The sequence below is a fragment of the Arthrobacter sp. Hor0625 genome, assembly GCF_052567525.1.
Window position 1 is genome coordinate 1,706,288 of the sequence record NZ_CP199586.1, and the last position, 24,114, is coordinate 1,730,401.

The 24,114-nt window shown below is 67.3% G+C and carries 24 protein-coding genes; 13 read left to right on the forward strand and 11 right to left on the reverse strand.

Going from position 1 to position 24,114, the window contains the following annotated elements:
* Positions 1-72 precede the first annotated feature (72 nt).
* The gene (locus tag ACTWLI_RS07795; RefSeq protein ID WP_445156057.1) at positions 73-708 is read right to left on the reverse strand and encodes a PAS and ANTAR domain-containing protein; all 636 of its coding nucleotides are present in this window, start codon (positions 706-708) and stop codon (positions 73-75) included.
* 176 nt (positions 709-884) lie between these two features.
* Between ACTWLI_RS07795 and ACTWLI_RS07800 the strand changes: the two genes are divergently transcribed.
* Positions 885-1,646, forward strand: coding sequence for a GOLPH3/VPS74 family protein (locus ACTWLI_RS07800; RefSeq protein ID WP_445156058.1), 762 nt, complete (start codon positions 885-887; stop codon positions 1,644-1,646).
* A gap of 26 nt (positions 1,647-1,672) precedes the next feature.
* Here the strand turns inward: ACTWLI_RS07800 and ACTWLI_RS07805 are convergent, their stop codons facing one another.
* The 5 genes from ACTWLI_RS07805 to pxpA are packed head-to-tail and all read right to left on the reverse strand — an operon-like array spanning position 1,673 to position 5,923.
* Positions 1,673-2,656: a biotin-dependent carboxyltransferase family protein gene (locus ACTWLI_RS07805; RefSeq protein ID WP_445156059.1), complete on the reverse strand. Its 984-nt coding sequence runs from the start codon at positions 2,654-2,656 to the stop codon at positions 1,673-1,675.
* Positions 2,646-3,551 carry a 5-oxoprolinase subunit B family protein gene (locus tag ACTWLI_RS07810; RefSeq protein ID WP_445156060.1) on the reverse strand — a complete coding sequence of 302 codons (906 nt, stop codon included), beginning with the start codon at positions 3,549-3,551 and terminating at the stop codon, positions 2,646-2,648. Before ACTWLI_RS07810 ends, ACTWLI_RS07805 begins: the two co-directional genes overlap by 11 nt.
* The gene (locus ACTWLI_RS07815) at positions 3,548-4,900 is read right to left on the reverse strand and encodes an acetyl-CoA carboxylase biotin carboxylase subunit (RefSeq protein ID WP_445156061.1); all 1,353 of its coding nucleotides are present in this window, start codon (positions 4,898-4,900) and stop codon (positions 3,548-3,550) included. Before ACTWLI_RS07815 ends, ACTWLI_RS07810 begins: the two co-directional genes overlap by 4 nt.
* A gap of 2 nt (positions 4,901-4,902) precedes the next feature.
* Complete coding sequence (locus tag ACTWLI_RS07820) at positions 4,903-5,142, reverse strand: acetyl-CoA carboxylase (RefSeq protein ID WP_056737495.1); 240 nt, start codon at positions 5,140-5,142, stop codon at positions 4,903-4,905.
* A gap of 37 nt (positions 5,143-5,179) precedes the next feature.
* Positions 5,180-5,923 (reverse strand): 5-oxoprolinase subunit PxpA, encoded by a 744-nt coding sequence (gene pxpA / locus ACTWLI_RS07825; protein ID WP_445156062.1) that lies wholly within the window; start codon positions 5,921-5,923, stop codon positions 5,180-5,182.
* Between the two features lie 116 nt (positions 5,924-6,039).
* Here pxpA and ACTWLI_RS07830 point away from each other — a divergent pair, with 116 nt between their 5' ends.
* A complete protein-coding gene (locus tag ACTWLI_RS07830; protein ID WP_445156063.1) occupies positions 6,040-7,509 on the forward strand; it encodes a PucR family transcriptional regulator in 1,470 nt (489 codons plus the stop codon).
* A 13-nt stretch (positions 7,510-7,522) separates the two neighbouring features.
* On the opposite strand, the gene ACTWLI_RS07835 is transcribed toward ACTWLI_RS07830, so the two are convergent.
* The gene (locus ACTWLI_RS07835; protein ID WP_445156064.1) at positions 7,523-8,563 is read right to left on the reverse strand and encodes a LacI family DNA-binding transcriptional regulator; all 1,041 of its coding nucleotides are present in this window, start codon (positions 8,561-8,563) and stop codon (positions 7,523-7,525) included.
* Positions 8,564-8,848: 285 nt separating this feature from the next.
* Between ACTWLI_RS07835 and ACTWLI_RS07840 the strand changes: the two genes are divergently transcribed.
* From ACTWLI_RS07840 to ACTWLI_RS07865, 6 genes are read left to right on the forward strand one after another with little or no spacing between them, the layout of a single operon-like run.
* Complete coding sequence (locus ACTWLI_RS07840) at positions 8,849-9,928, forward strand: asparaginase (protein WP_445156065.1); 1,080 nt, start codon at positions 8,849-8,851, stop codon at positions 9,926-9,928.
* Between the two features lie 4 nt (positions 9,929-9,932).
* The gene (locus ACTWLI_RS07845; protein ID WP_445156066.1) at positions 9,933-10,823 is read left to right on the forward strand and encodes a polysaccharide deacetylase family protein; all 891 of its coding nucleotides are present in this window, start codon (positions 9,933-9,935) and stop codon (positions 10,821-10,823) included.
* Positions 10,820-12,214, forward strand: coding sequence for an MFS transporter (locus ACTWLI_RS07850; RefSeq protein WP_445156067.1), 1,395 nt, complete (start codon positions 10,820-10,822; stop codon positions 12,212-12,214). The genes ACTWLI_RS07845 and ACTWLI_RS07850 overlap by 4 nt, the downstream gene beginning before the upstream one ends.
* Entirely contained in the window at positions 12,211-12,981 is a 771-nt protein-coding gene (locus ACTWLI_RS07855; protein WP_445156068.1) for an SDR family NAD(P)-dependent oxidoreductase, read from the forward strand. The genes ACTWLI_RS07850 and ACTWLI_RS07855 overlap by 4 nt, the downstream gene beginning before the upstream one ends.
* An 18-nt stretch (positions 12,982-12,999) precedes the next feature.
* Positions 13,000-13,722 carry an SDR family NAD(P)-dependent oxidoreductase gene (locus ACTWLI_RS07860; RefSeq protein ID WP_445156069.1) on the forward strand — a complete coding sequence of 241 codons (723 nt, stop codon included), beginning with the start codon at positions 13,000-13,002 and terminating at the stop codon, positions 13,720-13,722.
* Positions 13,723-13,736: 14 nt separating this feature from the next.
* Positions 13,737-14,087, forward strand: a complete 351-nt coding sequence (locus ACTWLI_RS07865) for a hypothetical protein (RefSeq protein WP_445156070.1) — start codon at positions 13,737-13,739, stop codon at positions 14,085-14,087.
* 29 nt (positions 14,088-14,116) lie between these two features.
* Here ACTWLI_RS07865 and ACTWLI_RS07870 read toward each other — a convergent pair whose 3' ends face one another.
* The 4 genes from ACTWLI_RS07870 to ACTWLI_RS07885 form a co-directional block, all read right to left on the reverse strand.
* On the reverse strand, positions 14,117-14,776 hold the full coding sequence (locus ACTWLI_RS07870) for a Type 1 glutamine amidotransferase-like domain-containing protein (RefSeq protein ID WP_445156071.1): 660 nt from the start codon (positions 14,774-14,776) through the stop codon (positions 14,117-14,119).
* 214 nt (positions 14,777-14,990) lie between these two features.
* The gene (locus ACTWLI_RS07875; RefSeq protein ID WP_445156072.1) at positions 14,991-16,139 is read right to left on the reverse strand and encodes a cyclase family protein; all 1,149 of its coding nucleotides are present in this window, start codon (positions 16,137-16,139) and stop codon (positions 14,991-14,993) included.
* On the reverse strand, positions 16,136-17,761 hold the full coding sequence (locus tag ACTWLI_RS07880; protein ID WP_445156073.1) for a purine-cytosine permease family protein: 1,626 nt from the start codon (positions 17,759-17,761) through the stop codon (positions 16,136-16,138). The genes ACTWLI_RS07875 and ACTWLI_RS07880 overlap by 4 nt, the downstream gene beginning before the upstream one ends.
* 189 nt (positions 17,762-17,950) lie before the next feature.
* Entirely contained in the window at positions 17,951-19,027 is a 1,077-nt protein-coding gene (locus ACTWLI_RS07885) for a LacI family DNA-binding transcriptional regulator (RefSeq protein ID WP_445156074.1), read from the reverse strand.
* 182 nt (positions 19,028-19,209) lie between these two features.
* On the opposite strand from ACTWLI_RS07885, the gene ACTWLI_RS07890 reads away from it, so the two are divergent.
* The 5 genes from ACTWLI_RS07890 to ACTWLI_RS07910 all read left to right on the forward strand — a co-directional run bounded on the left by ACTWLI_RS07890 (position 19,210) and on the right by ACTWLI_RS07910 (position 24,027).
* Positions 19,210-20,085: an ABC transporter substrate-binding protein gene (locus tag ACTWLI_RS07890; RefSeq protein WP_445156075.1), complete on the forward strand. Its 876-nt coding sequence runs from the start codon at positions 19,210-19,212 to the stop codon at positions 20,083-20,085.
* A 115-nt stretch (positions 20,086-20,200) separates the two neighbouring features.
* Positions 20,201-20,989, forward strand: coding sequence for an amino acid ABC transporter permease (locus ACTWLI_RS07895; RefSeq protein WP_445153377.1), 789 nt, complete (start codon positions 20,201-20,203; stop codon positions 20,987-20,989).
* Complete coding sequence (locus ACTWLI_RS07900; protein ID WP_445153378.1) at positions 20,986-21,765, forward strand: amino acid ABC transporter ATP-binding protein; 780 nt, start codon at positions 20,986-20,988, stop codon at positions 21,763-21,765. The genes ACTWLI_RS07895 and ACTWLI_RS07900 overlap by 4 nt, the downstream gene beginning before the upstream one ends.
* Entirely contained in the window at positions 21,765-22,805 is a 1,041-nt protein-coding gene (locus ACTWLI_RS07905; protein ID WP_445153379.1) for a Gfo/Idh/MocA family protein, read from the forward strand. The genes ACTWLI_RS07900 and ACTWLI_RS07905 overlap by 1 nt, the downstream gene beginning before the upstream one ends.
* Before the next feature lie 100 nt (positions 22,806-22,905).
* Positions 22,906-24,027, forward strand: coding sequence for an NAD(P)/FAD-dependent oxidoreductase (locus ACTWLI_RS07910; RefSeq protein ID WP_445153380.1), 1,122 nt, complete (start codon positions 22,906-22,908; stop codon positions 24,025-24,027).
* Positions 24,028-24,114: the final 87 nt, after the last annotated feature.

The window sequence follows — 24,114 nt, forward strand, 5'->3', positions numbered from 1 at the left end:
AGCCTCTATAGTAAGCATGCTGACTAATGGCCGGTGACGCCGGCTACGGGCCGGCGATCCGCAGTCCCGCCGCTACAGCAGTGGGTGGCGTTCGGCTTTCGCGCCTTTGGCCGGGGCGGTGGTGCGCTCGATGATCTCGTGGGCAATGGCGTGGACCTTGCGGTTGGTGTCCTGGCTCATCTTGCTCATGAGTTCATAGGCCCGGTCGGCGTCGATCCCGGCCCGTCCCATCAGGATGCCCTTGGCCTGCTCGATCGCGGCCCGGTGGATCGCTGAAGCGGCGACCGCCTCGGTGGCGAGTTGATGGCGGTCCGTGTGGATGGACTGGGTGAGGTCCACGACCACGCCCCAAACTCCGACGGGCGTGGTCCCGTCGAGGAGGTAGTCCGCCGAGAACAGCAGTTTGTGCTGCTGGTCCTTGCGATCGCGGATGGACACGTAGATCGACGTCGGGCCGCCGACGGCGGCGACCCGCTCCCAGTATGCCTGGACCGCGGCCCGGTCCTCGGGCTCGACGTGGGGCAGGACCATTTCCATGGATGGCACGACCTCGCCGCGGCCGTACCCGTAGATGGCGTACAGGCCGTCCGACCAGCGGAACTCGCCGTCGGCGAAGTAATACTCGACCAGCCCGGTGGGGCAGTCGAGGAATTCGTCCTGGGGGTCTCTTCCCGCCATGGACCCGGGAGGCGTGCTGTTGGATGTCACTAAGGGGCCGTTCGACGTGCTGCCGCGCCCCGGCATACCCCTTGCCCGGGCCTGAAAGCACCAGAATATAGCAGGGATGCGACACCGGACGACCCGCCGCCGGGGCTGGTTCCAGTGCCGGGGATGGGGACGAAATCCCCATGCGGCGGCCGGACAGCCGGGCCACGATAAGAGGCATGGACGCTGAAACTCCCCAAACCCCGGAACTGAGCCTGCCCCAGGCCTTCCTCCTCCTCGCAACGAACGACAAGGACGGCAAACCGGAAGTGCCGGTGTTCGTGCTCAGGACCACGGTGGCGGGGGCGGTGCTGGCCGAGCTGGAGCTGGCCGGCGCCATCACCCTGCAGGGCAAACACGTCCGGGCCGCGGGCGCAGCCCCGCCGGCTGATTGCCAGCACGAACTGGACCTCATCCGCGGTAAGTCGCGGCCTCACACGCCCAAGCGGTGGGTCGCCATGCTGGAAGGCCGTGCCCTGGTGCAGCGCATATACGAGACGATGGCGTCGCGGGGGATTGTGGAGCAAGTGGGCGAGAGGCACCTGGGCCTGTTCCGGTCCACGCGGTACCCGGAAAAAGACCATGGTCCGGAGGCGGCGCTCCTGCAGCAGCTTGAGGCGGCGCTGCGCGTCGTGCTCCCCGGCGGGGCGGCGGGCGCCGCGGCGCCGGCGGTCCCGACGCCGGCAGCCCCGGGGGCCGCCGACGCCGGTGTGCCGGCCGAAACTCCCGGTGCAGCCACCGCCGGGACTGCGGCCGGGTCCAATGCCCGCACCACGGCGCTCATCGCCCTGCTGCACGCGGCCGGCCGGCTGGGCAAACTCTTCCCGGCCGCTGACCGGGTCCGTGCGGACGAGCTGGCCAAGGACTACTGGCCGGCCCGCGCGGTGGAGGACGAACTGCGCCTGATCCGCCTGGCGCAGGAGGAAGCCGCCACACTCTGAGGCTGAGCGCCGTCGGGTGGTTCGCGTCAGGTGGCGCCGAGCGCGGCCTTCGCATTCTTCTTGCGCTCGCTGAGTTCCTTGCGCGCGGCGAGAGCCTCCTCCAGGCTGACGGCGACGAACCGGGTCGAGGTACCGGGGGCCGCCCGGGCCACCAGGTCCATGTCCGCGCTGATCACCGTTCCCACCATGGCGTAGCCGCCGCCCGAGACCGCGTCGCGGTGCAGGACGATCGGCTGAGTGCCGCCGGGGATCTGGATGGATCCGACTGCGTAGCCGGCGTCCACAATGTTGGACGGGTCGGATCCAGCGCCGAAAGGCTGCTCCCGCTCTTTCCATTTCACGCCCGGGCCGGAGTAGCGCAGGCCCATACGGTCAGCAACCGGCGTCACCTTCCATTCGCCGTTCAGCAGGTTCTCAAGCCCCTCTTCGGTTAGCCGGTGGTCGTAAAGACCCAGCACGATCCGGACTTCCTGCTCCTTGGAAAAGACCGGGCGGAACTCCTCTGGAACCGTGTCACCGGCCGGCAACGCGCCGCCGTCGAGCGGGCTGCCGACGGGGACGTGGTCACCCGCCTCCAGCTTCCGGCCCTGGAAACCGCCAATGGCCCCCAGGCTGTACGTGGAGCGGCTGCCCAACACCTCGGGAACATCGATCCCGCCCTGCACCGCGATGTAGTATCGCGTGCCGCCCTGAATGACTCCGAAGCTGACTTCGTCCCCGGCTTTAAGCTGCAGCCGCGTCCATTGCGGCCGTGGTTCGCCGTTGACCTTCACCTCTACCGGCGCACCGGTGACCGCGACGACGGCATCCTGGTCCGTGGTCAGCGTCGGTCCCAGATACGTGCACTCAAGGACGGCCTCCTTGGGGGTGTTGCCCACCAGGGCGTTGCCGAGCTCGGCCGAGTACTGGTCCATGGAGCCGCTTTGCGGAATGCCCACGTTGTAATGGCCGGTGCGGCCCTGGTCCTGAACGGTGGTTGCCAGGCCTGGGCTCTTGATTTCAAATGCCATTGAGGGCCTCCATGAGTTCCTGGTTGTAACCTTCGGGATCCGCCAGCGCCTTGGACAGGTCGAATGTCACGGGCGCCTGGCGGTAGCGGAAGGTCCCGGCGCTGATCTCGTCCTGGATGCTGTTGTATTCGGTCTCGGTCACCGGCTTGAATTTCACGATGTCGCCCGGCCGGAAGAACACCATAAAGTCTTTGAAATCGGCCAGCGACTGTGCCGGGTCGAAGATCGGTGCGGCGGCGACCCCGAACATCTGGTATCCGCCCGCGCCGCGCACCGAGTAGATGCAGCCGAAGCAGCCGCCATGGCCCACCGTCAGTTTGGGGGTGTCGGTGCGCGGACTCAGGTACTTGGGCACCTCCAGCTGCTTTTCGCGGCCTACAAGCTGGAACAGGAACGGCAGGCCGGCGACGAACCCGACCATGGAGACCAGCCACGGCTGCTCGTGGTGCCGCTGGATGAACTCCGCGGCGTCCTTGAGATGGTTGACCTTGGCGGCGTAGTCGATGTCGCTGCCGCCGGGCTCCTGGTGGAACCCCTCCCGGAACCGCTCTGCGACCTCCGCGGTAAACGGATCGTCGTACCAGACCGGCACCTCGACGATCCGCGTGTCCAGCGGCTCCAGCTGGTGGTGCGCCAAGTCCGATTCGATTGCCCGGACCGACTCTTCAAGGGTTGCGGGCGGCAGGACGTCGGGATCGAACCTCACCAGCAGGGAGGCATTGGCCGGACAGATGTCCACGATGCCCTGCAGGTCGGCGGCGGCAAGCTTCTCAGCGATGGACATCACCTTGAAATTGGCGGCCAGGCTCATGGCCTCGGAGACTTCCACGAAGAGGAACTCGTCGCCGCCCCAGGTATAGCGGGCCTCCATGGAGGCGGTTTCCGGACTGCTCATTTGGGCTCCATCAGGTTGTCGACGGTTTCGATGAACTTCGAGTGGTGTTTCACGGCGCTGAATTCCAGCCGGTCCAGCAGCTTCTTCAGTACCGGAATCGTGGTCTTGACTCCTTCGATCCGGGTCCCGTAGAGGGCCTCCAGTGCCCCCTCGATGGCGGCTTCCCGGGTGTCCTTGTGGACGATGAGCTTGGCAAGCATGGAGTCGTAATACGGGCTCACGGTGGACCCGGCCTCCACGCCGGCGTCGATCCGGACGCCTTCGCCCTCGAACCAGTCCAGGACGCTAATGACGCCCGGGCTCGGGAAGAAGTTGTTGTGCGGGTCCTCGGCATTGATGCGGCATTCGATGGCGTGGCCCTTGAACTCGATGTCCTCCTGCCGGACCGACATGGACCCGGTGGACGCGATGAGCAGCTGTTCGCGGACGAGGTCGACGCCCGTGACCACCTCCGTGACGGGGTGTTCGACCTGGATGCGGGTGTTCATCTCGATGAATGCTGCCTCGTGGTTGACCGGGTCGTAGAGGAACTCGACCGTGCCCGCGCCGCTGTAGCCGCACTGCCGGGCCAGCTCCACGGAGGATTCCCGGATGGTCTGGCGGACGGCATCGGGGAGGTCCGGGGCCGGAGCTTCCTCAATCACCTTCTGCGAGCGGCGCTGCATGGAGCAGTCGCGGTCCCCGAGATGAATGAAGTTCTTTCCGTCACCGAGCACCTGGACCTCGACGTGCCGGGCATGCTTGACGAAGCGTTCGAGGTAGACGGTCGGGTCTCCGAAGACGGACGCGGCCTCGCCGCGGGCCATCTCGATGGTGGCGAGCAACTCTCCTTCGTCATGGACGAAGCGGATGCCCCGGCCGCCGCCGCCGGCGGAGGCCTTGACCACCAGCGGGTAGCCGATGTCACGCGCCAGCGCCAGGGCGTCGGCCTCGGGATCCAGCGGCCCGTCGGATCCGCGGAGCACGGGGACGCCCGCCTTGCGGGCGGAATCCCTTGCCATGGACTTGTTGCCCATCATTTCGATGGCGCCGGCGTCAGGACCCACCCAGGTCAACCCCGCGTCCACTACCTTCCGGGCGAACTCCGCGTTCTCGGAGAGGAACCCGTAGCCCGGATGCACGGCGTCGCAGCCGTTGTCCAGCGCTGCGGCGATGATCGCGTCCTGGTTCAGGTAGCTGGCAGGGGCCGGAGCAGGCCCCACGACGACGACGTGGTCCGCCGAGCGCGCGGCCAGCGAATCGGCGTCGGGCTCGCTGGCTATGACCAGCGTCTCGATGCCCATCTCGCGGGCCGTGCGGGCGATGCGCACGGCGATTTCGCCCCGGTTGGCGATGAGTAGACGTTTCATCATTACCCTTCTCGGACGACGATGATCGTGTCGCCGGGATTGACCATGTCGCCCTCATTCACGGCAAACGATTCGAGGACCCCGGCCACATCCGACTGGATCTCGGTGAACTGCTTCATGATTTCGACGATGCCGACGGTTTGTCCGACCTCGATGGTGTCGCCCTCGTTGGCGAACGGGGGCTTGCCGGGGCCGGGTTTGCGGTAGAAGATCCCGGGAAGCGGGGAGACGATGTTAGCCATTGGGGTGCTCGCTTTCAGCTGGTTGGATTTAGGGGTTTCAGCCCAGGACCGTGCGCACGGCGCTGGCCACTGCGACCGAGTTGGGCGCGTCGGAGTGCACGCAGACGCTCCGGAAGGGGATATCAAGCTCCGTGCCGTCGACGGCGAGCACCGGTTTGCCGGCCAGGGCGCGGCTGACGCGCTCCGCTGCGGCGTCGGGATCTGTTGGAACCGGGCGGCGCTGGATCAGCAGCTCCCCCTTGGGTCCGTAGTTGAGGTCGACGTATAGTTCGGGAACGAATTCCACGCCCATGGCACGGCACACGTCCTCGTGGGCGGTCCCGCCGAGGCCGTAAAACGGAACCCCGAACTGCAGTGCCACCCCCGCGGCTGCCTGCATGAGCTCCTCGTCCCCGGCCAGCATGCCGTAGAGCGCGCCGTGGGGCTTGATGTGGTTCAGGGCAAGGCCGTGCTTGCCGAGGAACGCCGTCAGCGCCCCGGTCTGGTACAGGATGATCGATTCGACCTCCGCGGGGGTGAGCACCATCCGGCGGCGGCCGAAGCCCACCACGTCCGGCAGCCCGGGGTGGGAGCCGACGGCCACGCCGTGCTCGGCGGCGAGCTCCACCGTCCGGTTCATGACGTCGGGATCGCCTGCGTGGTAGCCGCAGGCCACATTGGCGACGTCGATGATGCGCATCAGCTCTTCGTCGTTGCCGAACTCGTGAAGGCCGAGGCCTTCGCCCATGTCCGAATTCAAAAGCACGCGGCCGGACGTGCCGGCGGTCACATTTTTCTGCATAAATGCCACGCTACTCAGCATCGCGCAGGAGGGATATTGTGCAAAGTGCTGAATTGATAGCGGTTGGATATGCTCAGAGCACTACATGTAGGACTTTCGCTCCGCGGGAAGGTGCCATGAGGATCTCAGACCTTGTAGCCGACATCGGACTGGACGTCCGGTTGCGCGTCGTTGGCGGCGAGGGCAGGTTGAACCGGCCGATCGCCTGGTGCGCTCCCACGGAACACATGGACCCGCGGCCGTTCCTCAGCGTCAATGCCTTGGTGCTGACCAACGGCATGGGCTTGAACGTTCGGGACTTCAGGATCTGGGATGCCTACGTTGAACGGCTGATGGACGTCCCCGTCTCCGCACTTGCCTTCGGGCTGGGCGCGGCGCACCGGGAGTTGCCGCCCGGTTTGCTGCAGGCGTGCGAGGCGCATGGCCTGCCGTTGCTGGAGCTCCCGCCGGAAGTGCCGTTCGTGCTTGTCATGCAACACGTGGAGCAGGTGATCGCCGCCGAGCGGTTCGAAGAGCTGCGGCAGGGCTGGGAACTGGCAGACGACTGCACCAGGCTGGCGGCGGACGGCCGATCGCTCGCCGAGGTGCTCGGGCGGGTCGCGGACGCCGTGAATGCCAGGGTGGCCGTGATCGACCAGGACGGTTTCGAGCTGGTGGCCGCCGGCTCCGCGCACGGCGGGACCGCCCGGACCATCCTGCGGCTGCCCAGCGGTGCCGCGGACCAGTTCCGGCTCTCCATCGAAGGGATCGGCGCGGACCTGGTGCTCCAGCCCATCCTGGGTCCCGTTGCCGCTGTGATCGGCATGCAGCTGAGCTACACGCTGGGCTCGCGTTCGCCCCTGCATTCACGGGAAGCTGCACGCTTCATGGAGGCGCTGTATGTGGACCGCGGCGATCCGGGCGTTCCGTTGCGCCGCTTCGCCCTTGAGTCGGGCTTCGATCCGGGCGCCGAGTGGAGCGCGGTGCTCATCGGCGGCACCGCGGATGTGGCCCCGGCGCGGCTGCGGGCCGTCGCCTGGCGGGCGCGGGTGGGCTTGCAGGGTGTCTTCGGCACCGTGCGGTTCATGGAGGAGGCAGGCCTGACCTCGCTGCTGCTCCAGAGGCGCGAGGAGCCGGCCGGCCTGCTGGCGACGGTCCGGGAGTTCTTCCGGGATGCCCCGGAGATTTCCGTCGTCGTGGCGGAATCCGGCAGCTTGGGGGAACTGCCGCTGACGCTCCAGCTCGCCCGCCGCCAGGTGGGACCGCCCGGTGTGCACCAAGCGCCGCCCGCCGACCTCGCCGGCATCGTGCAGGGCCTTCCCAGCCAGGGACTCGTGGCCATGTGCCGGCGGCTCCTCGCCCCGCTGACCGCAGACGGCGCCGGCGCCCTGCTGGAAACTCTCGAGGCGTACCTGCGGCACAGCGGGAGCGCCCCCAAAATCTGCGCCGAACTTTTCATTCACCGGAACACGCTCAGCTACCGCATGCGCAAGATCGAGGAGCTGCTGCAGCTGGACCTCGCCGACGGGGAAGTCCGCGCAACGTGCACCTTGGCCCTCGGCATTCTCGGGGCAGCCAACCGGACCGGCGCGGGCGCGGCCGGCTGACCTCGGCGCGGGGTCAGCCGGGGATGGTCTGCGCGCTGCTTTCCCGGATGCAGAGGGTCGGTTCGAGGAGGACGGGCTCGACCGTTTCACCGTCAAGCACACGCTTGAGCAGCCGCATCGCCGTCCTCCCGATGTCCAGCATGGGGGAGCGGACCGATGACAGCGGGATCGGGAGCTCGGCCGCGACGGAGGTGTCGTTGAAGCCCACCACCGCGACGTCGCGGCCGACGGTGAGCCCGTGGGAGCGCAGCGTGCCCATGGCGCCGATCGCGGCGAAGTCGTTGACCGCGAAGATCGCGGTGGGGCGGGGGAGCCCGCTGGCCAGGATGGTTTCGGTGGCCTCGTGTCCGCCGACGGTGTCGAACCTGGACCACACCACGGCCTTGGGCGAGATCGTGCCGCCCAGGGCTTTCCACCGGTCCACGAAGCCCCCGGTCCGGTCCACGGCCGTGCTGGCGTAGGGCTCGCCGGCAATGACGGCGACATCCCGGTGGCCGCTGCCCCACAAGTGGTCGGCCACGAGCCGGCCGCCGAGGACGTCGTCGCAGGTGGCCGACGGGTAGCCGGCGACCCGGCGGTTCATGAGCACGAAGGGAACCTTGCGGGCGCTGAGCTCGCGCAAATGGCTGCCGTCCAGGTGGGCGTCGCCGATGATCAAGCCATCCACCCTGCGTGCCAGCATGGTCTCCGCTTTCCGGCGCTGTTCCTCCGGATCGTCGCGGGAATTCATCACGAACGTGGAGTAGCCGAGCTCGGCTGCGGCTTCCTCAATGCCCTCGTACATGATGGCCAGGACCAAGTCGGAGAGCCGCGGGACGATGACGCCCATGAGGCGGGTCCGCCGGGTCCGAAGCCCGGCCGCCTGCGGGTTGGGTGAATAGCCGCGCTTCCGCGCCAGTTCGCGGACCCGTTCGGCGGTGGCCACCGAGGCGGCACCGCGGGCCACCTCGGAGCCCGAGTGCAGGATCCTGGACACGGTCGACGGGTGGATGCCCAGCTCGCTGGCTAGGTCTTTGAGTGTCACGGTGCGGCCGTCGGCCGAATTTTCCTTCATTGGTCCCCTGCCGCAGCTCGAGAAGGCGTCACACCAAGACTGCCGGATACGGCCGGGCATCTCCCGCCATAGGGCCCTTGACGTGTCACAGGTCACATCCTATAGTCATTTTTACCCCCAACCCAATCGTTTGGGTAGCCCGGCGGCCGGCGCCGACACCAGAAGTGTTTACGCCGACGAAACGCCGGACGGCAGTTGCACGAAACATCCCGAAGATACTTTCTACCCACATACCCAATCGATTGGGTGAGTGTCCGGCAACGGATGCAGAGCAACGGAGTACATATGACTGTCACAGATTCGAGCACCGCCTACGTGGTGCTGCTCGCCACGGGAGGGACGATCTCCTCCCGCGGTTCCGGGGCAGGTGGGGGCGCGGTTGCGTCCGACACCGGGGAGCAGGTGTTCGCCAGCATCGGCGGGCCGCCCGCCCACCCGGTCCGCGTGGTCGACGTCTTCCGGAAGGGGTCGTACCTGCTGACCGTGGATGACATGATCGCCATCTGCGCCCGGATCCGGGAGGCCCTTTCGGCCCCGGAGGTCCTCGGCGTCGTGGTCACCCACGGCACGGACACCATGGAGGAAACCGCCTACCTGGCGGCGCTGACCCATGATGATCCCCGCCCGGTAGTTTTCACCGGGGCGCAGCAGGCGGCCGATGCCCCGAATCCCGACGGCCCGGGAAACCTCGCCAGGGCGATCGCCGTCGCCGGCTCACCGGAGGCCCGCGGGAAAGGCGTGCTGCTGGCGTTCGCCGGCGCCATTTTTCCCGCGACCGGCGTGCGGAAATGCCACACCACCAAGCCCGAGGCCTTCGCCAACCCTGATTTTGGAACGATCGGCTCCGTCACCGAGTCCGGGGAGGTCAGCTTCTCGGCAACTCCCCAGCAGCACGCCGCGCTGCCGCTGCCCGGTGCCGGTGCCGGGCCGCGGGTGGATCTCGTCGCTGTCTACCCCGGCGCCGATGCCACCCAGTTCCGGAGTTCGGTACAGGCAGGTGCGGCCGGAATCGTGCTGCAGGGAACGGGGACCGGCAACGCCAACCACCCAATCTGCCAGGCGGTGGCCGAAGCGACGGCGGCGGGTGTCGTGGTGGTGACCAGTACCCGGGTGGAGGCCGGCGCCGTCGTTCCCGTCTACGGCGACGGCGGCGGCGAAGACCTGCGCGAGGCGGGCGCCATACCGTCCGGATGGCTCAGGCCGTCCCAGTCCCTGATCCTCCTGAGCGTGCTGCTCAGGCTGGACGCAGGGCCGGACCGCGTCGCAGAAACTTTCGCGCTCCGCGGCAAGGCCTCGGATCCGGACAGGCCCGCCGCCGGCAACCCAGAACACCAGAAACCAACAACAAGCGCAGTGAAAGGTTGAACCCATGACAAAGGACATCCAAGTGGCATTCGGCGTCGACGTGGACGCCGTGGCCGGCATGCTCGGCTCCTACGGCGGCGAAGACTCCCCGTGCGACATCTCCCGCGGCCTGTTCAGCGGCGAAGTCGGCGGCCCGCGCCTCATCCGACTTTTCGAAAAGTATGGTCTGCCCGCGACCTGGTTCGTGCCGGGCCATTCCATCGAGACTTTCCCGGAACTGACCCGGATGATCGTCGACGCCGGCCACGAGATCGGCGTGCACGGCTACTCGCACGAAAACCCCATCGCCATGACCCGGGAGCAGGAAACCGCCATCCTCGACCGCTCGATTGAACTTATCGAAAAGGTCTCCGGCCGCCGTCCCACCGGCTACGTCGCACCCTGGTGGGAGTTCTCCCCGGTCACGAACGAAATCCTGCTCGAGCGGGGGATCAAGTACGACCACTCCCTGATGCACCGCGACTTCGAGCCCTACTACGTCCGGGTTGGCGACAGCTGGAAGAAGATCGACTACACCAAGGACGCCCAGACCTGGATGGAACCGCTGGTCCGCGGAAAAGAAACGGACCTGGTCGAGATCCCGGCCAACTGGTACCTCGATGACCTGCCTCCCATGATGTTCATCAAAGCCTCCCCGAACTCGCACGGCTTCGTCAGCCCCCGCGATATCGAACAGATGTGGCGCGACCAGTTCGACTGGGTCTACCGGGAAATGGACCAGGCCGTCTTCACGATGACCATCCACCCCGACGTCTCGGGCCGCCCGCAGGTACTGCTCATGCTCGAACGCCTGATCGAGCACATCAACTCCCACGAGGGCGTCAGCTGGATGACCTTCGACCAGATCGCGGACTCGTTCCTCGCCCGCAGCCCCCGAAAGGAAAACCAGTCATGAGCATTCAGGAACCCGCCGTCGACCTGACCCGGCCGCGGCCGGACGAGAAGCGCCGCTTCCCGGTCTTCTCCAAGAAGAACACCAGCGTCGCTACTGTCCTGGCTTTGCTCGCCTGGACCATTGCCGTCTTCGACTACGGCCTGTTCGGGACGCTGCTGCCGGCCATGCAGGAGGAGTTTGGCTGGACCGCGCCCGAGGCCTACGCCATCAACACCTGGATCGCCGTGGGCACCGCCATTGTCTGCTTCGGGATCGGCCCCGTGATCGACCGTCTGGGCCGCCGCAAGGGCATGATGACGACCATTGGCGGCACCGCGGTGGTTTCGGGCCTGACCGCCCTGATCCCGACCGGCATTCCCTTCCTTAGCAACGGCCTCCTGGTCCTGATCCGGTCCTTCGGCGGCCTGGGCTTCTCGGAACAGGCGGTCAACGCGACCTACATGAACGAGGTCTACCAGGTGACCGAGGTCGCGGATAAGCGCAAGCGCCCCGGCTTCCACTACTCGTTCATCCAGGGCGGATGGCCGCTGGGCTTCCTGCTGGCCAGTGCCCTCGCGCTCGCTTTCCTGCCGTCCCTCGGGTGGCGGGCCTTGTACCTGATGGCCACCGTCCCGGCGGTAATCATTGTGTGGGTGATCGCCAAGAAGCTGAAGGAAACCCCCCAGTTCGAGCTGCACCACAAGCTGACCGAACTGGAGAAGAGCGGGGAGTCGGATGAGGCCCACGCCCTGGCCCGCGCCTACGGCGTCGAACACTCCTCCGCTGCTCCGTTGAAGCGGATCTGGGAACCGCACCTGCGGCGGAACACCATCGTCTTCTCCCTGGCCTGGATCGTGAACTTCTTCGGCATCACCATCTTCAGTGTCCTGGGCAGCTCGGTCCTGAAGAACGCCAAGGGCGTGGAACTCTCCGACGCCTTCTGGATGCTGATCGTGATCAACCTGCTGGCGTACTTCGGCTACGTCTTCCACGGCTGGCTCGGCGACAAGATCGGCCGCAAGCAGACCATCATCGGTGGCTGGATCCTGTCCGGCATTTCCTTCACCATCATGCTCAGCCCCCTCGCCACCAACGCCTTTACGATCATTGCCTCCTACGGCGCCGGCCTGTTCTTCCTGGTCGGCCCCTACGCCGCCATCCAGTACTTCATGGCGGAGTGCTACCCGGTCAGCTGCCGGGCCACCGGAACGGCGTTCATCGGGGCGATGAGCCAGCCGGGCACCATCATCGGCGGCGCCATCTTCACCGCGATCGCCGCCAGCAGCGGAACCGGCACCGCGGCCGTCTGGGTGGGTGCCGTGGGCACCCTGGTCTCCGGCCTTCTCATGATCGCGGCCAAGCCTCCGGCGGAGGCCCTCCTGGAGGACCACCCGCACGAGGTCCAGGCATGAGCCCGGATGCGGCGCAGGTGGCGGTCATCACCGGGGCGGCCAGCGGGATCGGCCGCGCGCTCGCGGTCCATTACGCCGGCCGCGGCGTCCATTCGGTGATCGGCACCTTCCCCGGCGATCCCCACGACCCGGAGGAAACGCTGCGCCAGGTCAAGGATGCGGGGGGCCAGGCGGTGATCCACGAAGTGGACGTCCGCAGCACGCCGTCCGTCGACGCGTTCGCCCAGCGAGCCGTCGACGAGTACGGCAGGCTCGACTACGCGGTTGCGAACGCCGGGATCCTGCGCAACTCGCCCCTGGGCGAGATGACCGACGACCGCTGGGAGGACATGCTCGACGTCGACCTCACCGGCGTCCTCCGCACCCTCCGGGCCGGGTCCACCAGAATGGCCGACGGCGGAGCGATGGTCGCGGTGTCCTCCATCGCCGGCGGGGTCTACGGCTGGGAGGAACACGCGCACTACGCGGCCGCCAAGGCCGGGGTGCTCGGGCTCGTCCGCAGCGTGGCCGCCGAGCTGGGGCCGCGCGGCATCCGTGCCAACGCGGTCATCCCCGGCCTGATCGAGACACCCCAGTCCCTGGACCCGGTGAACTCACTCGGCCCCGAGGGCCTGCAGCGGGCCGGGCGGGACATCCCGTGGGGGCGGGTCGGCCGTCCCGAGGAAGTCGCCAGCGTTATCGGCTTCCTGACTTCCGACGCCGCCGCCTACGTCACCGGTCAATCGCTGATCGTCGACGGCGGACTCACCATCAAGATGCGGGCCTGAACCTTCTGAAAGGACAGTATGCAGAACACTGACACGTCCCCGCACTCGACGGGCCGGGCCGTCGTCGTCACCGGCGGTGCCAGCGGCATCGGGAAGGCAATCGCCGAGGCTTTCACGGCGAACGGCGACACGGTTGCCGTCCTGGACCGGGACGGCGGATCCGGGAGGATCGCCGTCGACGTCTCGGACGAAGCGAGCGTGAAGGCCGCGTTTGCCGCCGCCCGCGCGCAGCTGGGCAGGATCGACATCCTGGTTAACAGTGCGGGGCTGCTGACCGAATCGCCGCTGGAAAACATGACCCTGGCCATGTGGAACGAAACCGTCTCCGTCGACCTCACCGGCGTCTTCCTGTGTTGCCGCGAGGTGGTGGGGGAGATGCGGGAACGGAAGTGGGGCCGCATTATCAACATCGCCTCCCAGTTGGCGATCAAAGGCGGGACCGGGCTCGCCCACTACAGTGCCGCCAAGGCCGGGGTGGTGGGTCTGACCAAGGCCCTGGCCCTGGAAGTGTCCGGCGACAATGTGCTGGTCAACAGCATCGCGCCCGGGCCGATTGAAACGCCGCTCGTGGAGGGCATCTCGGAGGACTGGAAGGCGGCTAAACGTGCCGAGCTTCCGCTGGGCCGCTTTGGCCTCCCCGCCGAAGTGGCCCCCACCGCGCTGCTGCTGGCCAGCGACCCGGGCGGCAACCTGTACGTGGGCCAGACGCTGGGGCCCAACTCCGGCGACGTCATGCCGTAGGGGAGGACGAACGTATGTGCGGAGCCTGCGGGCAGACCGTCGTGGCCGATCCCGTGCTGGGACCTGTGCGGACGATGCGCCAACACCTGATCGTCGCCCAGACGGTCAATGACCTCTGCCGGTCCTGGCCCGGTGCCCCGAAGGTGGCAGCCACCGGGGGAGGGTGGCTGGTGTCCAGGCCGACGGGGGCCATCGAGGCTGTCTCGACCGTCGAGGCACTGTGGACCGCGGTGCTCAGCGGCCGCGCGGGCGTGCCTCTGGCTGCCGCCGTCGGGCCCGCGGCCGCGGACGAAGACAGTCTCGCCTCGCGGGTGCTGGCACTCGGACGCCGCCTGTCCCGGGAACGGCCGGGCGGGGCGGTGTAGGGAAGGGCGTCAGGAATGCCCGGCGGCCGTCATCCGAACTTCGTCCACTGTCCCTCGGAGACCACCTCGACCGAGCCGTCCATGACTTTGATCGCTGTCTGCTCGTCGATGGCGTAGGCTGGGCCGCCGAGGTCGGCGGCCCAGCGCTCTGCGTGCTCCTGGGTGTTGGTCGGAAACGCGTCCAGGTGCGGGAAGATCGAAAAGTCCACCACTCCGAGGGTGCGGTCGTCCGCGGCGGAGGACCACTCGACGAAGGACTTCCCGATCCGCGGCGTCATCACCATGCTTCCGGCACTCACCCCCACCCACACCGTGTCGGGCAGTGTCGGCAGCAGGTCGGCCAGTCCGGATTCCCGCATCCAGTGGGCCAGGTACGTCGCGTCGCCGCCGTCGACCAGGAGCACGTCGGCCTCCCGGACCCAGGGCACCCAACGCTCCGACCCGATGCTCGGGAGCGCGGTGAGTTCAAGGACGCCGAGGGAGGCCCAGCCCAGGCCGGACAGGTGCGGGGAGCCGGGGCCGGCGGCCATGAGCCGCCGCACCGAGGCCGGCCCGCACATCGGGTGGCCCCACTGCGCGGTCGGAATAACCAGGGCGTGGCAGTGGCCGACCGGTTTCCCGAGCAGCTGCTCAAGCGCCGCATGGATGCTTGGGTTCGTCACGCCGCCGGACGTTAGCAAAAGTTTCAAACATGCCCCCGAAGATCGCGCGCGGATACCGGATGCACTCTGGGGGGACCGGGCCTGAAGCATGGAACCCCCTGCGCGCACAGCGATGCAGTTCACTCTAGATGCGCCGTAAGGAATGCGCACCTGGCGCCGTCCTACTGATGACGGCGCTTCAGGGCGCCTTCCCTGGCGCAGCTGGCGGATGATTCCGGGCGGGCGGCATCCGGCCGGTTTTTTACGTGCCCGACGGCGCAGGCGGCACGGCGGAGAGGTGCTCGTGGACGGCGAGGACCTGGCCCTCCGCCGTGCGGGTGAAGACGATCGTTTCCCGTTCGTCGCTGACCGCCGTCGACCCGCTTGAGTCCGTTTGCACCGTGGTGAGAACCCGGTGCGTGAACACGGCCGTGCTGCCCAGCAGCTGGATGTCCTGCTCGCTGCTTTGGCAATCGAGCACCTTCCACCCGGCAGCGGTCCAGCCGTCCCACAGCCGCCGGTACTCCTCCCGCGAACCGAGCCTGTCCGGTTCCGGATGGAAGATAAAGGTCGCTGCCGGACTGAAACACGCGAAATAGCCCTCGGTATCCGTGGTGGCAAACGCGGCAACCAGCCGGGCTGCCGCGGTTTCGACGTCCTCCCTGGCCAGCCCGTGCGGGGCCGGGACGGCGTCCGCCTTCGCACGCAACTCGGGGAGCGTGGCGCGCGCCATCGCCCGGATGGGGGCGCCATCGGCGCCCGGAATGCTGAGGGGAAAGAGAAAGACTTCCACGGCGGCGCCGGCGGCGACGGCCTGTGCGACCCGGTCTAGCCCGCTCAGGTTCTCCACGATGGCGCAGCTGTTGCCGGCCAGGACGTGGTGTGCCGGAAACGCTCCGTGTTCGGCCTCCTCCGCTTCCGCGGCCGCGCCCGTGCTCCTGTCCACGCTGAGGGCATCCAGCCCCACCGTGCGGTATCCACGGTCGACGATGAGCCGGGCAGCCTCGGCGTCGAGGAACGGGTGGTTGAGGTACTCCGGGGATTCCCAGTGTTCGGCGTACCCGGTGTGGAGCAGCAGGATGCGGTCCGGCCCGCCGTTCCGGTCGGACGCCGGGCGGAGGCCGGCCAGGTGCCCTGCGGTAATCGTGCCTCCCGGCCCGGCGGCGCGGACATCCACCAGCTCTGCCGGACCGCTGAATCGTGCCGGCGGCAATTGGTCCAGCCGCTCCCAGTCATCGTTGACGTGGAAGGGGGCGTCCACGTGGGTTCCCGAATGGGACCCGATCGAAAGCGACAGCACGTTCGCGCCGGCGTCGGACACCGTCAGGGCCGGGGCGATGCGGACGGAGGGGTCGCCGGGGTAGACGGGCATGCCCGATCGGAGCGGGACGCTGAGGTCCAACCAGGTCACGGCTGGGCCACCAGCTCAGCCTGCTCCTGCTCCGCACTCCCGGGGCCGGCCGTCGCGGGGACCGTGTTCCCGGCGCTGTCCTTCAGCGGGGCAACCGGAGTCTCGCGGCTCGGGACCCAGCGCGGGCCGGCCGCAGGGAACACGGCGCGGGGCTCGGGGAACAGCCACAACAGCCCGATATAGAGCACGGCGGCGAGGACGAGGGAGGCGGGGAGGCTGATGTCTACGCCGCCCGCCAGATTGCCGAGCGGTCCCTGGAACTGGCCGGGCATGTTGACCAGGCTCAGGCCGGCCGCGGCACTGACCAGCCAGGACAGCATGCCGCGCAGGTTCCAGCCGTGGTTGAACCAGTAGCGGCCGCCGGTCTGGCGCCGGTTGAAGACCTGTAGGGCATCGGCGTCGTACCAGCCGCGGCGGGTAATGAAGCCGATGATCATCACCACCATCCACGGCGCGGTGCAGGTGACGATCAGGGTGGCAAAGGTGGAGATGCTTTGCACGAGGTTGAAGGCGAAGCGGCCGATGAAGATGAAGGCGATGGCCAGCAGTCCGATGAACACCGTCGCCTGGACGCGGTTGAAGCGGGGGAAGACGCTGCTGAAGTCCAGGCCGGTTCCATACAGGGAGGAGGCGCCTGTGGACATGCCGCCAATCAGGGCGATGGCGCACAGCGGGATGAAGTACCACGCCGGCGAGACAGCGAGGAGGCCGCCGACGTAGTTGGGGGCCGCCGGGTCCATGAACTCCGGCGCCTTGGTGGCGATGATCGATGCCGTGGCAAGCCCGAATACGAACGGCACGAGCGTGGCCACCTGGGCGAGGAACGCGGCGCCGATGACCTTCCGCTTCGGCGTGGCGGTGGGAATGTAGCGGGCCCAGTCGCCCAGGAAGGCGCCGAAGGAGATGGGGTTGGACATGACGATCAGCGCCGCCCCGATGAAGGCGGGGATGAAGCCCTCGACACCCAGACCGTCCAGGCCGGTGCCGAAGGCTCCGGCGAAGTTGAGGTCGAGGTCGCCGCCAAAGGCAATGAACCCGACGACGAACAACAAGGTGGCGGCGACGACGGCGATCTTGTTGACCAGGAGCATGAACCGGAATCCGTAAATGCAGACCACCAGAACCAGCGCTCCGAAGAGGCCGTACGCCACGGCGAACGAGCCCATGTCCTGGGGGACGCCGACGAGCCGGTTCAAGCCTCCCACCAGCGCGTCCCCGGAACTCCACACGGAAATGGAGAAGAATGCGGTCGCCGTCAGCAGGGAGAGAAACGATCCGACGATCCGGCCGTGCACACCCAGGTGCGCCGACGAGGACACCGCATTGTTGGTGCCGTTGGTGGGGCCGAACACGGCCATGGGGGCCAGCAGGAGCGCGCCGATCACGAGCCCCGTCAGCGTCGCGGCCAGGCCCTGCCAGAAGGAGAGCCCGAAGAGGATCGGAAAGGCGCCCAGGAACGCCGTGGCGAACGTGTTGGCGCCGCCGAAGGAGACGCGGAACAGGTCAAAGGCGCTGGCGTTCCGGTCCTTCTCCGGAATCTGCTCGATCCCGTAGGTCTCCACCTGCGTCACCTTGCCGCCGGCCGTTTCACCGGCGTACGCCGCCCGCTGGGTCTTTGCCACGATTGTCTCCATCCGAAAAATAGTTGCTTAATAAGCATCACAAGTTGTTTCGAAGGCTACATTGTGAAGAGGCTCACAGCAAGCAGGGCAGGTGGTGGCCGGGCCGGGACTGGGCCGGGGTGTCTGCAGGCGGGAGGGTGCCTCGCGAAGCGCGGGTCTCACGCCCCGTTGTCTGGGCCTTACCGAGTTTTAGCGCTGCTCGGCCGGTGGCGCCCCCACCGAGCCTCGACGGATCAGTTCGGCCGTGAATACGGGCGGGGTGGCGGACGGGTCGCGGCCTTCGATCTGACGGATCAGCGCCTCCGCGGCGGCTGCGCCCATGTCGTACACGGGCTGGGCAATTACCGTCAGTGGCGGTGAGGTGAGGCGGGTCCAGGCGAAGTCGTCGTACATCAGGAAGGACACGTCCGCCGGGATCGACAGGCCAAGTTCCTGGATGGCCTCCACGACCCCCAGCCCGATCAGGCCGTCCGAGGCGATGATCGCCGTCGCCGGATCCGGACGCTGCAACAGCTCTCGGGTAATTTTCCCGATGGACCTGCTGTCCCCGGCGTTCAGGCGGATCAGGTCGTCCGGCAGTACCAGCCCGGCCTCGTCGAAGGCCCGTTTCATGCCATCGCGCCTGTCGGAGATCTGCGACGAGTCCAGCTCCATGCCGTCCCGGTATGTCACCTCGGTGCGCAGGGTGGAGATGAAGGCAATTCTGCGGTGGCCGGCGTCGATCAAGTACCGCGTAGACGCGTAGGAGATTTCCTCCATGTCGACGGCGACCGTAGGAACCTCGAGACCCGGCGCCTTGCGGTCTAGCAGCACCAGCGGCCGGCCGGCGTCGTGCACCCGCCGCAGGTGCTGCGTTTCCACCGAGGATGCCGGGGCCACGATGAGGCCGTCCACTCTTTTGTCAAGAAGAACCCCCACGGCGTCGACTTCAGCCGCGTTGTCCTCGTCGGTGTTTATGAGGATGACGTTGAAACCGCCGCGTTTTGCGGTGTCCGTGATGCCGCGGGTGGCGAGGCCGAAGTGGGGGTTCTCGATGTCGCCCACCACAACCCCTATGGTGTTGGATTTTCCGGTGTTCATGCTGCGGGCAAGTTCGTTGGGCCGGTAGTCCAGTTCCTCGGCGGCGGCAAGCACGCGTTCGCGCACGTCGTCGCTTACGGCACCGTAGTTTCCCAGGGCACGGGCGGCCTGGGCCTTGGAGACCTGGGCGGCGCGGGCGACGTCGGCGACGGTGACATCGCGTCGTCGGGAGGCATCACTCTTCATTACGGCCTTTCGTAGCGGACTCTTGACGCCCCATGTGGCTTCGATTACATTTCTAGCAATCGATGTGAGTCCGGTCTCAATCTTATGGACTGAGACCGGACTCAGCAAGGCCCGCATCGACAGTTCCGCACCGCGGAACTCCCTGCCTGCCTACCCCGCTCACTCCACGATTGGAAAACGCTGTGAATACAGGAAAGAAGCTGCGCCCCGGGGCGCTCGTTGCCGCCGCAGTCGCCGCGGTGCTGGCGCTGTCCGGCTGCGGCGGCGCCTCCTCCGCCTCGTCCTCACCGGCGGACAACCCCTACGGACTCATCGAACCCGGCACCATCCGGGTCGCCAGCCTCGGCGACTCCAAGCCGTACACGTTCACGGATGCCCAGGGGAACTTCACCGGCTTCGACGTTGAACTCTTCAAGGACGTTGCCCACCGCGCCGGTATCGACAAAGTCGTCTTTACCGGGCAGGACTTCTCCGGCCTGCTCGCCGCGGTGTCGAACGGCCAGTTCGACGCCGGCGTCGCGGCGATCGGCATTACGGACAAGCGCAAGCAGACTGTCGACTTCTCTGATGGCTACCTGGCCGGCTACCTCACGGTCATCACCAAGAAATCGTCCGGCATCACCGGTGCCGATGCGCTGGGCGGCAAGCGTCTGGGGGTCGTGCAGGGAACCCTGCAGGAGGCCTATGCGGTAAAGAACTTCACCTCCACGGATCTCGTGCGGTTCCCGGACAACAACACCGCCATCTCGGCCGTCAACAGCGGGTCCGTCGATGCGCACTTCCTCGACTACGAGGCGGCGAAGGCGTACGTCGAAAAGTACGGACTGGTCAGCGCCGCGGACATCCCGTCCTTCGATGCTCCGGCCGGCTTCGCCGTCGCCAAGGGCAAGACTGCATTCAAGGACGCGCTGAACAAGGGGTTGGCCGCAGCCATGGAGGACGGCACCTGGAAGAAGCTCTACCAGAAGTGGTTCCCGGGCTCCCCGATGCCCGAGCAGTACCTGCCCAAGGCTGAGCAGACTTCCAGCCCTGCACCCAGCCCGACGGCCAGCAAGTAGGGCCGACGACGCTACGTATCACCGCCGGCAGCCGTTTCCCGCTGCCACCTGAACGGGCGGGCCGCACAGCGCGGCCCGCCCGGGACCCACAAGCTACCTACGTCTGAGAGCAACCATGGACTGGTTAAGCACCATTACCCGCACCTTCCTCGACTTCGGCGCGATGGCCGAAGTCCTGCCCCAGCTTCTGGGAGTCGGCCTCCTTAACACCCTGATCATCTCCGTCGCGGCGACCATCATTGGAGTCGCACTCGGCATGATCGTCGCCGTCATGGGGATTTCCCCTTCCGCATGGCTCCGTGTTCCCGCCCGCATCTACACCGACTTGTTCCGTGGGCTTCCGGCCATCCTGACCATCCTGCTGATCGGCCAGGGCTTCGCCCGCTTCAGCCAGTCGATCTTCGGCCCCTCGCCCTACCCGCTGGGCATCATCGCCCTCAGCCTGATCGCCAGTGCCTACATCGGCGAGATCTTCCGCGCCGGCATCCAGAGCGTCGACAAGGGCCAAGGCGAGGCCTGCCGCGCGCTGGGCATGAGCTACGCCAAATCCATGGCCCTTGTGGTGGTTCCGCAGGGCGTCCGCAGGGTCCTGCCGGCGCTGGTCAACCAGTTCATTGCGATCGTCAAAGACTCCTCCCTGGTGTACTTCCTGGGCATGCTGGTCTCCGAACGCGAGTTGTTCCGGGTCGGGCAGGATGCAGCCGTCCTGACCGGCAACCTCTCGCCGCTAGTCCTCGCCGGGATCTTTTACCTGGTGATAACCGTGCCTTTGACCCATCTGGTCAACTACTTCGACAACCGCTTCCGGACCGGCCGACGCCGTTCAGCCGCACCCAGCAGCGGCCTGAAGGAAGTAAAAGAACTCGACGCGGCCTCACCGCTGACCACCGGGAGCAACACATGAGCCTCGCAAACAACACCACCCGCATCGCCGCCTCGGACGCAGAGACGTTCCACGGTTCCAGCCTGGAGCTGCAGAACCTCACCATGGCCTACGGCGACGTCGAGGTGCTTCGCAACGTCAGCCTTAAAGTCGCCCCCGGCACCACGACCTGCATCATCGGACCCTCCGGCTCGGGCAAGTCCACCCTGCTGCGCGGGGTCAACCGGCTGCACGAACCCCGGAGCGGTGACGTGTTGCTGGCCGGTGAGAGTGCCCTGCAAGTCAAACCGGATCTCCTGCGCGCCCGTATCGGTATGGTCTTCCAGCACTTCAATCTCTTCCCGGACCATACGGCGCTCGAGAACGTTGCCCTAGCCCTCTGGAGTGTCAAGGGGATGTCGAAGAGCGAGGCGAAGGAACGCGCCCGCCGCCGGCTGGCCGAGGTCGGCCTGGCCGAACGCGCTGACCACCGCCCCCGCGACCTCTCCGGCGGGCAACAGCAGCGCGTCGCAATCGCACGGGCCCTGGCTATGGAACCCGAGGTCATGCTCTTCGACGAGGCCACCAGCGCCTTGGACCCGGAACTGGTCAAGGGCGTCCTGACACTGATGGCGGGGTTGGGCCGCCGCGGCATGACCATGCTGGTGGTGACCCACGAGATGGGCTTCGCCCGGAAAGTCGCGGACCAGGTCGTCTTCATGGACGAGGGCGAGGTTGTCGAGGCCGGTACCCCGGCCCAGCTTTTCGACGACCCCCAGAGCGAGCGGCTCCAGCGGTTCCTCTCGGAGGTGCTCTAATGGGCCGACGCCCAGCTGCGACCATCCGCACCGCGGTCGTAGGCTTCGGAGTATCGGGGAAGGTTTTCCACACGCCGCTAATCGCCGCCGATCCGGCCTACTCGCTCGACGCGATCGTCACGGCCGACCCGGCCCGCGCCGCCGAGGCGGCAAAGCTTTATCCGAGGGCCCGGGTACTGCCGACACCGGAGGCGCTGTTCGCCGCCGCCGACACGCTCGACCTCGTGGTGCTCGGCACGCCGCCGGGAACCCACGCGGACCTTGCCTCTGCGGCGATCGCCCGCGGCCTCCACGTGGTGGTCGACAAACCGTTCGTTTCGGCGTCGGCCCAAGGTGAGGCACTCATTAGCCTGGCATCCGACGCCGGCGTGAAGCTGACGGTTTTCCAGAACCGGCGGTGGGATGCCGACTTCCTGACCCTGCAGGATCTGGTGCGGGATGGTGCGCTCGGCGAGGTCCGCAGCTTCGAATCCCGCTTTGAATGGTGGCGGCCGGAAGGTTTTGGCAACTGGCGGGACACCGCCAGGGTTTCCGACGGTGGTGGCATCCTCAATGACCTTGGCGCCCATCTGATCGACCAAGCCATCCGGCTGTTCGGTCCCGTGGCGGAGAGCTACGGTGAAACGGCGAACCACGGCAACCCGGAAGGCGCGGACACCGAGGCGTTCGTCAGCCTGTGGCACGAATCCGGGGTCAGGTCACGGCTGTGGATGAACGGGATGGCACCGCAAGCGGGTCCACGCTTCCACGTCCTCGGGTCAAAGGCCGGCTACACCAAATGGGGTCTGGACAGTCAGGAACCGGCCCTGGCAGCCGGCATGGCGCCGACCGATCCCGCCTATGGCGTGGAACCCCCGGAGATCTGGGGCCGGCTCGGTGTCGACGGAGCGACGCAGCCCGTCCCAGCCCGGGCCGGCGCCTATCCCGGGTTCTACCGCCAGCTGGCTGCGGCCTTGCACGGCGATGGCCCGCTTCCGGTTGCACCGGAAGAGGCACTCGACGTCCTGAAAGTCATCGAAAGCGTCCGCGCCTACGCCTGAGCGCGCCTCCGCCGCGCACCCGAAAGCTCCCGGCGTCGGCCCGGCAACCGCCGCGGCTCCGCGCGCCCACAGCATTCCCCACCCAATGAAAGGCAGACCCATGTCCACCTCGCCCGCATCCAAGCGCGTCGCCGTCATCGGCGGCGGCATCCTCGGCGTCTCCACCGCCGTCCACCTGCTCCGCGAAGGCGCCTCCGTAGTGCTGCTGAGCGAACAAGGCCTGGCCAGCGGGGCTACCGGCCGCTCGCTGTCCTGGTTGAACTCCGCCGGCGAACGTTCCACTCCCTACCACCAGCTGCGCGTCGCCGGCGTGGACCGCTACCGCACACTTTTCGCCGCGGATCCGGGCCGGGACTGGCTGCAGTTCGGCGGCGGGCTTATGTGGCACGCCGAAGGAGAGCAAATCGCCACGGAAACCAGGCACGAGTACGAGACCGCCATCGGGTACGACTCCAAGCTTCTGGCCCCGGAACAGATTTCCGCTGCAGTCCCCGGCGTCGAAGCCGCCGCGGTGACGGACAGCGCCATCTTCAACCCCGGTGAGGGCTGGGTGAGCCTGCCCGATCTCGTGGAGTTCCTGATGGACGAGTTCCACGAGCGGGGCGGGGAGCTGGTCCTCAACGCCGGCAAGGTGTCGGTCACGGTCGACGGCGGCCGGGCATCGGGTGTCGAAACGGCGGCCGGCCAAACCTATCCCGCCGACGCTGTCCTGGTCGCCTGCGGGGCTGCAACTCCCGCCGTCGTCGCACCCTTGGGCGTCGAGATCCCCAACGGCTCTCCGGTTTCCATGCTGGTGCTGACCAAGCCCGTGGAACACGAGCTGAAGGCGGTGCTCAACACGCCGCGGGCCGCGGTTCGCCCGAATCCGGGGCATGCGTTGGCGCTTGATCACGACTGGTACGAAGAACACATCATCGAACACTCCGACGGTACCTTCAGCATCCCGGAAGATGTTGTGCAGGAGCTCGCCGACGAGGCAGCCAAGTTGATTGCCGGCCACCCGGAACTTAAACCGGCCTCCTGGAAAATCGGCTACAAGCCGATCCCGGGGGACGGCGAACCGGTCCTGGGCGAACTAGGGCAGGTGCCTGGTTGCTTCGTGGCATTCACCCACTCGGGGGCCACGCTTGGGCTCATCGCAGGTGAACTGCTGGCGGGAGAGATTGCCACAGGTCGGAAGCACCCGATGCTGGCCACTTTCCGGCCCGGGCGCTTCTCCTGACCTTCGAGAAGTGCAGACGCGACGACGACGGCGGGAGCCCCCGCCGTCGTCGTAGTTGTTTGCGGTCTTTGCTTGGAAGGTCTCAGG

Coding starts and splice junctions, on each gene's coding strand:
- ACTWLI_RS07800 (WP_445156058.1), top strand. CDS start 885: ATGGACGCTGAAACTCCCCAAACCCCGGAACTGAGCCTGCCCCAGGCC.
- ACTWLI_RS07805 (WP_445156059.1), bottom strand. CDS start 2,656: ATGGCATTTGAAATCAAGAGCCCAGGCCTGGCAACCACCGTTCAGGAC.
- ACTWLI_RS07810 (WP_445156060.1), bottom strand. CDS start 3,551: ATGAGCAGTCCGGAAACCGCCTCCATGGAGGCCCGCTATACCTGGGGC.
- ACTWLI_RS07815 (WP_445156061.1), bottom strand. CDS start 4,900: ATGAAACGTCTACTCATCGCCAACCGGGGCGAAATCGCCGTGCGCATC.
- ACTWLI_RS07820 (WP_056737495.1), bottom strand. CDS start 5,142: ATGGCTAACATCGTCTCCCCGCTTCCCGGGATCTTCTACCGCAAACCC.
- pxpA (WP_445156062.1), bottom strand. CDS start 5,923: ATGCAGAAAAATGTGACCGCCGGCACGTCCGGCCGCGTGCTTTTGAAT.
- ACTWLI_RS07830 (WP_445156063.1), top strand. CDS start 6,040: ATGAGGATCTCAGACCTTGTAGCCGACATCGGACTGGACGTCCGGTTG.
- ACTWLI_RS07835 (WP_445156064.1), bottom strand. CDS start 8,563: ATGAAGGAAAATTCGGCCGACGGCCGCACCGTGACACTCAAAGACCTA.
- ACTWLI_RS07840 (WP_445156065.1), top strand. CDS start 8,849: ATGACTGTCACAGATTCGAGCACCGCCTACGTGGTGCTGCTCGCCACG.
- ACTWLI_RS07845 (WP_445156066.1), top strand. CDS start 9,933: ATGACAAAGGACATCCAAGTGGCATTCGGCGTCGACGTGGACGCCGTG.
- ACTWLI_RS07850 (WP_445156067.1), top strand. CDS start 10,820: ATGAGCATTCAGGAACCCGCCGTCGACCTGACCCGGCCGCGGCCGGAC.
- ACTWLI_RS07855 (WP_445156068.1), top strand. CDS start 12,211: ATGAGCCCGGATGCGGCGCAGGTGGCGGTCATCACCGGGGCGGCCAGC.
- ACTWLI_RS07860 (WP_445156069.1), top strand. CDS start 13,000: ATGCAGAACACTGACACGTCCCCGCACTCGACGGGCCGGGCCGTCGTC.
- ACTWLI_RS07865 (WP_445156070.1), top strand. CDS start 13,737: ATGTGCGGAGCCTGCGGGCAGACCGTCGTGGCCGATCCCGTGCTGGGA.
- ACTWLI_RS07885 (WP_445156074.1), bottom strand. CDS start 19,027: ATGAAGAGTGATGCCTCCCGACGACGCGATGTCACCGTCGCCGACGTC.
- ACTWLI_RS07895 (WP_445153377.1), top strand. CDS start 20,201: ATGGACTGGTTAAGCACCATTACCCGCACCTTCCTCGACTTCGGCGCG.
- ACTWLI_RS07900 (WP_445153378.1), top strand. CDS start 20,986: ATGAGCCTCGCAAACAACACCACCCGCATCGCCGCCTCGGACGCAGAG.
- ACTWLI_RS07905 (WP_445153379.1), top strand. CDS start 21,765: ATGGGCCGACGCCCAGCTGCGACCATCCGCACCGCGGTCGTAGGCTTC.
- ACTWLI_RS07910 (WP_445153380.1), top strand. CDS start 22,906: ATGTCCACCTCGCCCGCATCCAAGCGCGTCGCCGTCATCGGCGGCGGC.